Raw genomic sequence first — 14029 nt, forward strand, 5'->3', positions numbered from 1 at the left:
AATAACGTATCCTTGCTAATAATAGTTAAAAATGATATATTATTCTCAAGAAGATAGTAGTTTTGCAGGGATACCATGTCATTTTATAATGATATATTCTATCCTATAAACAACAATCTCATTTTAATAAGGAAGAGAAGAAATGTTTACAGAAATAGAACCAAACGAAAAGATAACAAATAAAATACTAAAACAAATTACTCAGCTTATAAAAGATGGAGAACTTAAGCCAGGCGAAAAACTCCCGCCTGAAAGGGAGCTTGCAAAAATGATGGCAGTTAGCCGACCTGCTCTAAAACAGACAATAAGCATACTTGAAGCTATGGGAATTGTTGAATCGCGTCAGGGTGATGGAAATTATATTCTTCCATACCAAAAGAAAATATTTAACCCAATAATTCTTTCATTCTATGCTGCGCATGGAAACATGGATGATATACTAGAGGTAAGATATATTTTCGAAGTACAGAATGTCAAAATAGCAGCACGTAAACGAACTGAAGAACAACTGTCTATTCTGGAAGAAATAATTTCACGCATGAAAGGCCCGAAAACACTTAAAGAAAGAGTTCTACTTAACAATGAATTCCACCTAGAACTTATAAAAATAAGCGGAAACCCACTACTTATTAATTTTTATGAAAGCATAATTGATCTTATAGGAGAGCAGATTACATCTACTGACGGCAGCAACTTTTATTCTTCTCACAATGAGATTGTGCAACTAATAAGGGAAAAGAATTCAGATGGTGCTGCAAAATCTATGTTAAGTCACTTTTTAGTTAAATTTCCTAATTTTAAATATTATGCTGAATAAAAACTGTAATGTGGGACAGGCGCAAGTCTGTCCCATTATCATATCTTTTCCAGTAAGTTTAATCATCGAATTTTTAAACAAGTGAGTCATTTAGTAATATAATTCGCAAGTTGACAGAAAACATTAGACATACATGTGATGTAATCAAAAACTACTTTTATGGAGTGAAAATAGATGAATAAACATGATATTAGGCAACTAAAAGATATTTTTATTGCATTTTTTACAATTGGCCTTTTTACATTTGGCGGTGGATATGCAATGATACCGTTAATAGAAAGGGAAATAGTTGAAAAGAAGAAGTGGATTGAAAGGAAAGAAATCACAGATATTTTTGCTGTATCTCAATCTATTCCAGGTGCGATAGCTATAAATTCAGCAACTTTCATTGGGTTTAAAATATATGGAAGAAAAGGAGCCTTAGCTGCTACTTTGGGAGTGATATTACCATCCTTTTTTATCATTTCTGTCATTGCATCTTATTTTAATAAGTTTGGAAATAATCTTATTATAAAATCAATCTTTTCTGGAATCAGACCTGCAGTTGTTTCACTGATATTTTTTGCAGTATATAAAGTAGGTAAAACTTCCATTAGTGATAAAACAGGCTTTCTTATTTCTATTATTGGAATGTTATTGGTTGTAGTATTTAATGTTCATGCAATATTTGTAATAATTGGAGGTGCTGTTTTTGGGTTGGCCGTGTACAAGCTGTGGCCTAATAAGGCTGATGAAATTTTAAGGAAAGAGGTCAAAAATGATGATATACCTTAATTTGCTATTTTCCTTTATTAAAATCGGATTGTTTAGTTATGGTGGTGGATACGCAATGATTCCTCTTATACAAAGAGAAATAGAAAATCACGGGTGGATTAGTCATACAGAATTTGTAGATATCATTGCGATTGCTGAAATGACACCAGGGCCTATCGCTGTAAATTCAGCGACATTTGTAGGGTATAAAGCTGCCGGTTTATTAGGAAGCATAATAGCAACCTTAGGTGTTGCGTTGCCATCATTGATATTGATTATTTTAGTTTCAGGATTTTTCTTCAAAATTCAAAAGAAGCCTATAAATATTATGGTGTTTTATGGTGTAAGGCCAGTTATTACGGGGTTAATAGCTGCAGCAGGGATTTTTGTAGCTGAAACAGCAATTTTTAATAAAATCATATCTTTAGAAACTTTTGGCAACTTCCTCAGCAATCCTGTAAATTATTTTGATTTTGGTGGAATAATTATTATGCTTATTTCATTCATAGCACTAGCCAAATTAAAAGCTAATCCGATATTTACAATTGCTGGAGCTGGAGTTGCAGGTATAGTTATATATTTCTTCATCCCTCTAATATAGTGTCAGCGTAAGTTAAAAAGTATTACTTTGCTGCCATTATATAGGTATATGGCAGCAAAGTAATACGGTCTTTTTTCAGCGTTTACAATCTTTTTTCTCTAAATCTACTTCTTGCTCTTCCTTATTTTTAATTCTAGTTATTGTCATTGCACATCCATATCCTTCACCATCTGCAACTGTGGTTGGAAAATTTATTTCAACATTTGGAAATGGGTAACAGATAGCATAATCACATTGTCCTAGCATATCTCTGCAAAACTCTTTTTGTAACTCTTTAGAAACTCCTAATCTTTCCAGTGCTTCTACATGAGGACAATTATGAAAGACTTTAATAGCCTTATCCTCAGTAAATTCTGTAATTTCTTGTTGAAATACCAGCCAACCGCCTTTTGATGTCTGGCCTAGAATAGCTTCTTTTGGGCCTATTTTGTCAGCGCCGTATTTGTCTGCAATTTGATTACCTTGAAATAAACCGAAATCCCAAGAGCCTTCTCTTATAACTTTATTTGCATCAACATCAGGATATAATTCCTTTAGCTTTTTCCAGATGAAATAAATTTGAGTTGTTCTATCCATGTAGGCACTTTTTACAGCTTTATGAAATTCTTCTAATTTTACGTCTTCATCTAGTTTTAAGCTATCAACAAAACATTTAACTTCACTATTTTCTTCTTTCATAATTATTCCTCCATTTTATGATCTGTTTGCAGCATATATTTTATAAGGTGAATATTCATTATTTTTGCATTTCTATAAAAATCACTGCACTGATCCCATAACTCCATTATATTTCTTGGTACATCATATGAATTTATTGAACATTTTACGAAACAATTGGAATTAATGAACAGACAGATTGAAATTCTGATCCGGCTTATTCGTTTACTATTATTATATATGCCACTAATACCATTTTATTTGGCATTCCATTTATTATTACTAAATCATTTTTTGTCATAAACTTGCATATAGATAGTTAAAAATATAAAACAGGGAGGTTTTGTATGAATATAAAAAGAAAGCCTACTTTTAAAGAAGCAATCTTACCTATTTTATCTATGCTCCTTATTCTTGGCGTCGGTTATGGCAAGATGAAATTACCTATACAAATTCTGCTACTTATTGCATCATTTATTGCAGCTATGGTAGGTAAGAGGTTAGGACTAACTTGGGAAGACATGATGGATGGTATAAGTGAAAAAGTTAATAGTTCCTTAACTTCAATTTTTGTTATGATATGTGTTGGTTCACTCATTGGTTCTTGGATGGTTTCTGGTACTATTCCAATGATGATTTATTATGGGATTCAAGTTATAAATCCTAAATATTTATTAGCTACGGCTTTTCTAGTAACAGCACTCATATCAACTTTTACAGGAACTTCATTTGGATCTGCTGGTACAGCAGGAGTAGCTGTAATGGGGATTGCTATTGCACTTAATGTACCTCTTGCTCCTGTTGCCGGTGCAATTGTAGCCGGCTCTGTATTTGGTGATAAATTATCCCCATTTTCAGATACAACAATCCTGGCACCTGTTGCTGCCGGCAGTGAATTGTATGAACATATTAAACATATGTTATTTACAACTGGTGCGGGAACAATTTTAGGTCTTATAGTTTATTTAATAATTGGAATTAACACTTCTGATTCTTCAATAGCTAGTCCTGAAAAGGTTCTAATGATGCTCACAACTTTAGATATAATGTTTAATTGGAATATACTATTACTGTTACCACCTATAATAATTTTATATGGTGCATACAAAAAGAAACCTACAATTCCAACTATGCTATTATCTTCTACAGTAGCTGCGTTACTGGGTATTCTAATACAGAACTTTTCAATAAAGAATGTATTTACAGCCATTTTAAATGGTTTTAACGTTTCTATGGTTAATGCTGTCGGCTTTGATAATGCAAATGTCATTAAAGAAATCACAACTTTATTAAATCGTGGCGGTATGGTAGGTATGATGGGAACTGTTCTATTAATACTCACAACTTTCGCCTTTGCTGGTATTGTTAGTAAGTCAGGTTCTATGGAAGTCATTCTTGAAAATATAATGAAATATGTAAAATCAACAGGTGACTTAATACTTTCCACATCATTATCATGTATTTTAATGTCCATCGTAACAGGTAGTTCTTATTTAGCTATATTAATTCCCGGTGAGATGTTTAGAGGATTATATAGAGAAAAAGGATTGCATCCTAAGAATTTATCCAGAACATTAGAAGATTCCGGAACTTGCGTTGTTCCATTAGTTCCATGGTCTATTGCCGGAACATACATGGCAACGACCTTAGGCGTATCAACATTAGACTATTTACCGTGGGCTATTATGTGTTACATGAGTGTTGTATTTGCTATAATATTTGGTTATACAGGTTTATTTATTTCAAAAACCAAATAATATTTGTTGATTATTTAAAAACACTGAATCAGATTTATCGTTTCATGACTAGACACTTTTTCAGTGTTCTTACATGCTAATGGGGACGTATCAACGTCCCCTATGTTTCCTCTCAACTGAAAGGTCTGTCCCCAGAGTTTTTACTATGCCCCGTGGTAACCTATGGTTTCGGCGCTGCATTGTGCTCCTTTTTCCATGCACTCTTCCATTGATTTTTCCTGGAGAAGGCCTAAAAGAAATCCTGCTATGTAGCTGTCTCCGGCGCCCATGCTGTCCACGACTTCACACTCTATTATTCCAAACTGAGTGAACACATTACCGTCATAAGCAATGCTTCCTTGTTCTCCCCTTGTGACCACCACTAATTTTGGTCCTTTGGATTTTATCATCTTCATAAATTCATGCAGCTCTTCTATGCTCTTCTGGTCACAGGAAAAAAATGCGTAATCCACAAACGGCAAAGCAATTTTTGTTATGTCATGATCTATCTTATCTGCAAAATCAAAGGCAACAGGTACTCCTCTTTCCTTGATTCTATGAAGCTCAGATTCTATCATTCCCCAGATTCCGGTTACAACAAGGTCATGGCTGCACAAGAAATCTATGTCTTCTTCTGTCAGCCTGAAATCTGCCATTACACCTTCTTCGTATTCTCCTAAAACCCTGTCGCCGTCTTTAAGTTCAACATGTGTTACTGCAGTCTTGCCCTCTAGTATCCTGATGTGGGATGTGTCCACTCCTTTTGCTTTTATGGCATCTATCATGAATTTTCCGTAATCATCATTGCCCACAACGCCTGTGTATGATGAATTTCCGTTCATCCTTTTCACATACACTGCCACGTTAACAGGATTTCCGCCGGGATAGAACTCACCTGTATTGTCATAAACATCTATGCAGTTGTCGCCCACTGCAGCTATTTTTATTTCTTTTTCCATAATATCCTCAACGCTCTGTAATTTTTCTGAATCTGTCTATTGCCTGTCTTGCATAAAGGGATGGTTCATTGATGTATGCAGTGACAAGCTCGATGGTTGCCCCTCCGTCGTACCCATACGCTTGAATCTCTTCTATAAGTTCCTTAAGAGGCAAGTTTCCATCTCCGGGCACAAGGTGGGTATCGCTTTTTCCGTCGCTGTCCACTATGTGAAGATGCTTAAGCTTATTTCCAAGCTTGTGGAAATAACCCATTATGCTTTCATGCTGTACATATGGAGGAACAACATCCAGCATGGCTCCAAAATACGGTGAATCTATGTATTTAATTATGTCACAAAGGTCGTTGGCTGTCGTGCATACATTGGATTCAAACGGAGTAAGGGCTTCAATAAGAAGCATATGCTCTATTTCCTGAGCATAGTCCGCCAGCTCTCTCATGCTTTTGCACAGCCTTTCCCAAATTTCCTTCTTGGTTGCATTATAGCCCGCATGACCGGCCGATATTACAGTATACTCCGCACCAAGAGATTTCCCCATTTGGATAGCAGTCTTAAGATACTCCATTGACTCTTTTCTTTGATATTCATCACCAATCATGTAATTGTACGGATATGCGTTGTGCTCCGGTGTGTACACCTTTATGGGAATTTCATATTTGTTCCTGAGGTTCAGCACCTTATCTATTTGACCTCTCATTAAATCATAGGCATATGCATGAGGGCGTCCTCCCCACAGCTCAATATAATCATACCCGAATCTTTTAGCGTCCCTGAAGATTTCCTCCATATCGCTTCGCTGGTATCCGGACGTAAACATTCCAACCTTCATAATCTCCTCCATTTTAAAAAACAGGCTGCAAAAGCAGCCTGCATCTTTAATGTACGCAGATAGCCATTAATAATCAAGCTGTCTGTAATATCGTCTGATTTCCATAGGGTGGCAGTTCAGTTTTTCCAGATGAACATCTATTCTTGTGGTTATTGCCCTCATTAAAAGGTGAGATAGATTTCCCCTGAATTTTTCACTTATGCCCTTCAGCTCGTAATCCTTTGTATCAATTATGTTGTAGTTTGCGCATACTCGAGGCAGGAATGCTGCAACCCTTTCACTGAGCGGTCTTTGCGAATCCTCGCCTATGAATACCGTCACTGCAGTATCCCTGTCTATTATTTCAAACATACCGTGGAAAAATTCTGCACTGTGAATGGATTTTGTCCTAATCCAATGCTGCTCTTCCCAGAAGCACATTGCATAGGAATATGTTGCTCCATATTGATTTCCTGCTCCAACAAAATAATGTATGCTGTCATTCATATGCTTTCTCGCTATGTTCTCACCAAGCTCATCAGCTGCTTTTTCAACATCAACAAGACCTTGGGCAAGATGCTGGTCAAGCTCGGCATAAAGCTCATGGTACTCATCAAATTCTCCGGCATTGTACATGAATCTGTCGGCTGTCATGAAGAACTTGAGCTGCTCATTTTTAGGATATGAAATGAGGTAGTCTGCCATTTTGGCCAGCTTTGTTTCCGGATAATCAACAAAGGCTATTACTTTGGCACCTGCGTCTTTGGCCTTTTTTACTCCTTCAACCATTTCCGCCGTGCTTCCCGTAACAGAAGATATAATCACTACTGTGCCTTCTCCTACCTTTTTGTTTCCTGTCTTGATGTATTCTGCTGCATTTTCAACAAAGAAGTTTATTGCTGATTTTTCCTTCATATGCACTTCAGCCTGCAGACAGGACGCATATGTGCCTCCTATGCCAAGCCAGCAGATATTTTTATATCCCTGATTGCATATTCCGTCTACGATGGATTCTATGTCACCTCTAAGAGCCAATGCACCATTTACGCTGTCCAACTGTTTCTGTTCGTCAAATTTTAACATTATTCTGTTCTCCCAAATCTTAATTTATTCCCCAACTTTTAATTTCTGATAATAATCATTGTATATTGTTATTGCATTGCCAACATCCTGCTGGAAAAACACATTTTCCTTGTAGTCGAAATCTCTTGCAGGGTCGTTCTTGTATGTGTCGGAAGCTGCTTCCACTGCAGCGTCATTAGGACATGAATACGGATATTCCACAAGGTTTGCAGCCATTACCTGAGGATCTGTGATGTAGTTTAGGAATTTCTCAGCCAGGTCCACATGCTTGGCTCCTTTTGGAACTACATAAAGGTCAAAACCAAGCTGTACAGGATCTTTTTCGAAATCTGCTATTACAAGATTGTTCTTGTCTCCAAGCTCTGACATAGCCCATGAAGCATTTCCGTCATAGGTGAAAGCCACTGATGCAGTTCCGTTTGTAAGGTTCTGTTCAGCATTTCCATATGCAACAACATTCTCGTTGTATTTTACAAGCCACTCATACGCTTCTGCTATTTCTTTTTCATTTGTTGAGTTAGGGTCATATCCAAGTGCAATCAGCGCTATTGGGAACAGGTTTCTGGCTCCGTCTATGGTTGCTATCTGTCCCTTCAGTGCAGGGTTTATAAGGTCGTTGTAGCTTTTTATTTCAACCGGGCATGTATCCTTGTTGTAAACTACGTAAATATAGTTCATGAGATACGGTACGCAGTATTCTTTTGCAGTCCAGTATGATTCGTTGATGTTTGATGCATTTGGGATGTTTGCAAAGTTTATCTTCTCAACATATCCACCGTCTACCAGGGATTCCATATATGCATCACATGTCATGATAAGGTCATACTCCTGTCCTCCGCCTGCTGTAAGCTTTGTGATTGCATCAGCATTATCGCTCATGTAGGACAGATTTACATTTGCGTTGTTTTCCTGCTCAAATTTTGCTATCAGGTCATCTGATATGTATTGCTGCCACATGTAAATGTTCAGCTCTGTGCTTGGAGCTGCTGCCTTGCCGCTCTCTGCTGCCGGCTCAGTCTTGCTTCCTCCGCAGCCTGTGAAAAGCCCCATGATCAATACCATGGTTAAAAGTATGGAAATTACTTTCTTCATATTGTCGCCTCCGCCTTATTGCGTTTTTTAACGCATTTTTAATTAAATTATTCAAAATCATTGCTGCTACAATGACTAGAATCATGATTGTTGTGAGTGCATTCACATCAGGAGTTACCCCTGTCTTGTTCATTGAAAGAATCAAAACCGGCAGCGTTGAATTTTTTGCGCCTGCCAGCATGTTGCTCATTACTACGTCATCTATTGAAAGAGTAAATGACAGAAAAGCCGCACTCATTACTCCCGGCATGATGCTGGGAAGGGTGACATTTAAAAATGTCTGAACTCTGTTGGCCCCCAGGTCCATTGATGCCTCTTCAAGGCTGTAACCGTCGCCGCTGATTCGTCCTTTGATGGTAACCACCGCATATGGAATGCAGAACGTGCAGTGACCAATGAGTATGGTTCCCATTCCAAGAGCAATTCCTATTTTCATAAATATGATCAGAAGTGCAACGGCCATGACAATTTCGGGAACTATTATGGGTATGTACAGCATGTTGTTGATGAATTTCTTTCCCCTGAACTCATATTTCTTTAGTCCCAATGCACCGATTGTTCCTATGGTTACGGAAATCACGGTTGCCAGCACTGCAATCACCACCGAGTACCAGAGGCTTCCGATTACGGCTGAGTTCGTGAACAGTTTTGAATACCACTGCGTTGTAAAGCCGTTCCAGTAATAGTTGTATCTCTGGTTGTTAAATGAAAACATCATCATTACGAATACCGGAATATACAAAATGGCGTATATGGCAACGGAGTAAATTGCTCCTATGGCTTCTTCCAGCCTTTTTCTTCTTTGTTTTTTTGTAATGCTCATTTATAACACCTCCATGTCTTCAATTTTTGCAAATCTGGTGTATATAAATATCAGCAGTCCCGTAATGACAATCAACAGTACAGAAAGGGCAGCCCCCAGAGGCCAGTTTCTTATGGACCCGAATTGATTTTTTATTATATTGCCTATGTACAGAACTTTTCCTCCCCCCAGCATGTCCGTTACGGTGTATATCCCCAGAGAAGGTATGAATACCAGTATTATTGAGGAGAATATCCCCGGGAAAGTAAGGGGCAGCGTTATGTTGAAAAATGTGGTTCGCCTTGAAGCTCCCAGGTCCGCCGATGCCTCCAGAAGTGAATTGCTCAGCTTTTCAATGGAGCTGTACATGGGAAGCACTGCAAATGGAAGCATGTTTGTTATCATCCCCACCATTACAAGACCGTCAGTATACACGAAACTCATGGGTTTTGCTATGAGGCCTGCGCTCAGAAGGAAGCTGTTTACAGGTCCGCTTGTCTGAAACAACAGAAGCCAGCTGTTGAGTCTCATGAGAGAGTTTGTCCAAAACGGGATCATGATGAGCATTATGAGCTTTGAAGCCGTTTCCTTAGGTTTTTTGGCTATGTAGTACGCAAAGGGATATCCTATGAGAAGACACAGCACAGTAGTGGTGAATGCCGCTCTTATGGATTTCACTATAACCTTGAAGTATGTGGCATCCAGCAGCGTCTTAAAGCTTTCCAGTGAAAATTCATAAACAACATCACCGAACACTCCCCTGGACATGAAGCTTATGTAAATGATGAACAGCATTGGCAGTGTCACAAACAAAATCATCCATAAAGAAACCGGTCCGGCCATGGCTAAGGCCGGCAGTGTTTTTCGCTTAAAAGTATTTTTCTGATTCATAGTATCCTCCATGCTACTTAGCCTTTATGGCTACAGCTCTTTCAGGATTCCAGTAAATATATATGGTATCCCCTTCTTTGAAATCTTCATCCTTCTCAAAGCGTGAATACTTTATTTCAGTGTTGTCTTTCAAATCAACGGATGTCTTTACAACGGTTCCCATGTATGTAAAGTCCTTGACAATTCCCTTAAGATTAAATCCTTCTGTTTGTTCAGCACTCACCTTCACAAATTCAGGCCTTATGGACACATGGATTGCTTCTCCTGCTTCAAATCCGTTTCCTTTGACTTTCATGGTCCCTGCTGCAGTATCAACTTCAAGGATTCCATCGTGATGCCCGGTGACCTTGCCGTCAAAAATGTTGGATTCACCGATAAAACCTGCCACAAATTTTGTGAGCGGCCTGTTGTAAATTTCCTGCGGCGTAGCAAGCTGTTCTATGACGCCTTCATTCATTACGGCTATTCTGTCGCTCATGGTGAGAGCTTCCTCCTGGTCATGAGTTACATAAACAAATGTTATTCCAAGCTTTTTCTGCAGCCTTTTAAGCTCAACCTGCATCTGCTTTCTAAGCTTTAAATCAAGAGCTCCCAGCGGTTCGTCAAGCAGCAGTACCTTTGGATTGTTTATGAGGGCTCTGGCTATTGCAACTCTTTGTTTCTGACCTCCGGAAAGAGCATCAGGCTTCCTATTTTCATATCCTTTAAGCTGTACGAGATCCAGCATCTCATTAACTCTTTTTGCTATTTCATCCTTGGGTTTTTTTCTTATTTTAAGTCCGTAGCCTATGTTATCAAATACCGTCATGTGCGGAAAAAGAACGTAGTTCTGAAAGACTGTGTTTACATCTCTTTCAAAAGGCTCCTTGTCTTCAACACTCACTCCCTGAACCTTGATAACTCCGGAAGAAGCTTCCTCAAAACCTGCAATCATTCTGAGGGTAGTGGTTTTCCCGCAGCCTGAAGGTCCGAGAAGAGTAATAAATTCTCCTGCCTTTATTTCAATATTCATTTTCTTTACAACCTTGTTTTTCCCGAAACTTTTTTCAACATCTATCAATGAAACAATAGATTCGGAATCAGACATTGCTGAAGTTAAAACAGAATCAGACATCTTACACCTCTTAATTTAAGCATTTACTTTTATGAATTATTTTTTACTACAACGTCGGCCAAAGCTCCGTATAAAACGTGGTCCTGTCTCCTATGTTCAGGGACCTTGTTGCTTCCACGACTCTTTCATCCATGTCGTAAGAAATGGATTCCAGCAAAAATGCAGGTGTATGCTCTGCAACGTCCAGCATTCTCGCTTCGTTTTTATATAAGGTGGTTATCCTTATCCACTGCTTGGAAAATTTCAACTTATGCTTGTACACTTCTTCGATGACTTTGTACAAGGAATTGTTTTCAAAGTCGTACTGAAGAAGGTTGTCAAAAAGACTCACGGGCAGGTACGAATATTCCAAAGCAAGAGGTATGTTGTCTCCGTATCTTACACGGACTATTTCATAGACCTTTGTTCCGATGGTGGTTTCCAGCAGCGAGGCAATTTTTTTATCAGCTTCAATCACTCCTGATTTCACAACCTTGTTGCTTGGCTTTATTCCCTTGGACCTTAGCATTTGAGAAAAACCGCTGAGCTTGACAAAATCTCTTTCCAGGTTCGGAAGCCTTACAAAAGTGCCTTTGCCTTTTGCCCTGTAAGCGTATCCGGAATCCACAAGCTGTGTTAACGCATTCCTTGCCGTCATTCTGCTTATATTGTACGTTTCGCTTATTTCCCTTTCAGATGGCAGCTGACTGCCGCTCTCCAACTCTCCGGAATTTATCTTTTCAATGAGTATATCCCTTATTTGTATGTACACCGGGGGAATATATGATTTCTGTTTCATATGTTCTATCCTTTCATTGTGGTATACTTGTATATACCACTTGATTAATACTATCACAGCAGGACAATCTATGCAAGATAAAATTAAAAGACAGCCTTAAAAAATGTTGAAAGGCTGCCATTTGTGGTCGATAGTTGTCAGCAGGGACAGATAGCGTCCACCGAAAATTTATTGTGTAATCCTAAACGTTAGTGAAATATGCCTTGTACCGATATTCCTTGGCACTGATACATTAAGAATCTTGAGTAGTTACTTTATAATATATAAACTTGATTTTTTCCATTACTTTTTGCCTCGTATAGTGCTTTATCAGCTCGTACCATTAAATTATTTGCTGTGTCTAATTTTTCTACATGTGTTAATCCTAAACTAATTGTAATTTTATATTTTTTAAGTTCTATGTCTTGACTGATTTTTTCTGTGATCAACTTTGTAATTTTTTTAGACTCTTCGAAGTTGCCTTGTAAAATACCTGCAAATTCATCGCCTCCCCATCTTGCAATTATACCTTTTTTTCCAATGATTTCACAAGCATAGCTTGCTATAAGACAAATGACACGATCACCAAAAATATGACCATAGGTATCATTAATGATTTTAAAATCATCGATGTCAAAAACGAACATAGAAGAGTCGTTGGCTTTAAAGTTTATAAAAAGTGAACTCAATGCTTCGTCAAAGCCTCTACGATTTAGAAGCTCTGTCAGAGAATCAGTATTAGCCATTTTTGCAATCTGAATTCCATATCTTTTAATAACACTATTTATAATTAAAATTACCACACCTATTACTACTATAAGTATTAATAGCTCATCAAATAATTGAGACATGAAAGTTTTCTTTAAAACTGAGGTATCCTTTTTAACAACTAAATACCATCCTAAATCATCAATATACCTAGTAATCAGATATCCATCGATACCAGCTTCTTTATAAGGGAAGGTTTCGAGAGTTGTTTTATTATTAACTATATCATCTTTCAGTAATTTCATCGATCGGTCGCTAAAAATATTGTATTTTTCTATATAGCTATCAGTAGTATGTACTTGTACTAAGCCATTCTCATCAATTAAAAATGCTTCTAACCCATAGTCTTCCTCAAAAGACATAAGCATTGTCTGTATTTGATTCATTTCTAATCCAACACCTGTAACGCCCATTAAAACATTGTTTTCGTCTTGTATACGGCAGTTTACAAAAACAGTCAGAGTATTGTTAGCAGCTTCATCATTATCAACATCAAGAACATTTGTTTTATTATCATTAATGAAATTAAAATACCATTGATCATGCGCATTTTTTTCATCAATGGTTTTAAGTATGCCTGCATAATGATAATATCTCTTGGTCTTATTAGATACAAGAAATACAGAATTATAGCCGTACTTAACTTCAAAACCTTTTAAATAATTTTGTAGTTTCAATAAATGTACCTCATCATCAATCATCGTGTTTTCCTCTAATAACCAATCTTTTAAAAAAGAATCATTCGCCATGGTTAAAGATACGAAGATGGGTTTTGTTAATTCACTATTAATATCAGAATATATATTAGTTGATGTAAGTTTAGATATATTTTTAATATCATCTTTTATAATTTTACTGTAGTTATTGTAGTTAACAATAATAATTGCTACAAATCCTAATATAATGATTGCACTTACAAGTAAATTAATTTTGTATTTGAAATTCTTTATCATTTCTGTCTCCTATGTTGATTTATCATTCATATTATATCATAATAGACCATTTTATGTCATAAAAACATTAATAAAATCGAATCATGACAGTTTATTATTTTATAACTCTTGCATAATCAATAATACCGGGGGCAGGACTGTTTTTATTAAAAATCCAGCATTCAAAAAACGTATATCTGAATGCTGGATTTTTTTAGATTGTTGTAGCTAGCATGTGAACAGTAATGATTGATTTATC

14 protein-coding genes are annotated in these 14029 nt (G+C 37.1%); 4 read left to right on the top strand and 10 right to left on the bottom strand.

Annotation, left to right across the window (positions count from 1 at the left end; all coding sequences use genetic code 11):
• Positions 1-142: 142 nt before the first annotated feature.
• The 3 genes from AAGU76_RS07760 (at position 143) to AAGU76_RS07770 (ending at position 2171) form a co-directional block, all read left to right on the top strand.
• Complete coding sequence (locus AAGU76_RS07760; RefSeq protein WP_342484903.1) at positions 143-817, top strand: FadR/GntR family transcriptional regulator; 675 nt, start codon at positions 143-145, stop codon at positions 815-817.
• Between the two features lie 174 nt (positions 818-991).
• Positions 992-1591, top strand: coding sequence for a chromate transporter (locus tag AAGU76_RS07765; protein ID WP_342484904.1), 600 nt, complete (start codon positions 992-994; stop codon positions 1589-1591).
• The gene (locus tag AAGU76_RS07770; RefSeq protein WP_342484905.1) at positions 1575-2171 is read left to right on the top strand and encodes a chromate transporter; all 597 of its coding nucleotides are present in this window, start codon (positions 1575-1577) and stop codon (positions 2169-2171) included. Before AAGU76_RS07765 ends, AAGU76_RS07770 begins: the two co-directional genes overlap by 17 nt.
• 75 nt (positions 2172-2246) lie before the next feature.
• Here AAGU76_RS07770 and AAGU76_RS07775 read toward each other — a convergent pair whose 3' ends face one another.
• Entirely contained in the window at positions 2247-2849 is a 603-nt protein-coding gene (locus AAGU76_RS07775) for a hypothetical protein (protein WP_342484906.1), read from the bottom strand.
• 326 nt (positions 2850-3175) lie between these two features.
• Between AAGU76_RS07775 and nhaC the strand changes: the two genes are divergently transcribed.
• A complete protein-coding gene (gene nhaC, locus AAGU76_RS07780; protein ID WP_342484907.1) occupies positions 3176-4585 on the top strand; it encodes a Na+/H+ antiporter NhaC in 1410 nt (469 codons plus the stop codon).
• 143 nt (positions 4586-4728) lie between these two features.
• Here the strand turns inward: nhaC and frlD are convergent, their stop codons facing one another.
• From frlD to AAGU76_RS07825, 9 genes are all read right to left on the bottom strand, one after another.
• Complete coding sequence (gene frlD, locus AAGU76_RS07785) at positions 4729-5523, bottom strand: fructoselysine 6-kinase (RefSeq protein ID WP_342484908.1); 795 nt, start codon at positions 5521-5523, stop codon at positions 4729-4731.
• Between the two features lie 7 nt (positions 5524-5530).
• A complete protein-coding gene (gene frlC / locus AAGU76_RS07790) occupies positions 5531-6352 on the bottom strand; it encodes a fructoselysine 3-epimerase (protein WP_342484909.1) in 822 nt (273 codons plus the stop codon).
• Between the two features lie 66 nt (positions 6353-6418).
• Entirely contained in the window at positions 6419-7414 is a 996-nt protein-coding gene (locus tag AAGU76_RS07795) for an SIS domain-containing protein (protein WP_342484910.1), read from the bottom strand.
• A gap of 24 nt (positions 7415-7438) precedes the next feature.
• The gene (locus AAGU76_RS07800) at positions 7439-8506 is read right to left on the bottom strand and encodes a spermidine/putrescine ABC transporter substrate-binding protein (RefSeq protein ID WP_342484911.1); all 1068 of its coding nucleotides are present in this window, start codon (positions 8504-8506) and stop codon (positions 7439-7441) included.
• Entirely contained in the window at positions 8427-9329 is a 903-nt protein-coding gene (locus tag AAGU76_RS07805) for an ABC transporter permease (RefSeq protein ID WP_342484912.1), read from the bottom strand. Before AAGU76_RS07805 ends, AAGU76_RS07800 begins: the two co-directional genes overlap by 80 nt.
• Entirely contained in the window at positions 9330-10199 is an 870-nt protein-coding gene (locus tag AAGU76_RS07810) for an ABC transporter permease (protein WP_342484913.1), read from the bottom strand.
• Positions 10200-10212: 13 nt separating this feature from the next.
• Entirely contained in the window at positions 10213-11313 is a 1101-nt protein-coding gene (locus AAGU76_RS07815; RefSeq protein WP_342484914.1) for an ABC transporter ATP-binding protein, read from the bottom strand.
• Positions 11314-11359: 46 nt separating this feature from the next.
• A complete protein-coding gene (locus AAGU76_RS07820; protein ID WP_342484915.1) occupies positions 11360-12091 on the bottom strand; it encodes a GntR family transcriptional regulator in 732 nt (243 codons plus the stop codon).
• A gap of 254 nt (positions 12092-12345) precedes the next feature.
• On the bottom strand, positions 12346-13791 hold the full coding sequence (locus AAGU76_RS07825; protein ID WP_342484916.1) for a sensor domain-containing diguanylate cyclase: 1446 nt from the start codon (positions 13789-13791) through the stop codon (positions 12346-12348).
• Between the last annotated feature and the right edge of the window lie 238 nt (positions 13792-14029).

It is taken from the genome of Sedimentibacter sp., from assembly GCF_038562225.1.
In the GTDB taxonomy this organism is placed as follows: domain Bacteria; phylum Bacillota; class Clostridia; order Tissierellales; family Sedimentibacteraceae; genus Sedimentibacter.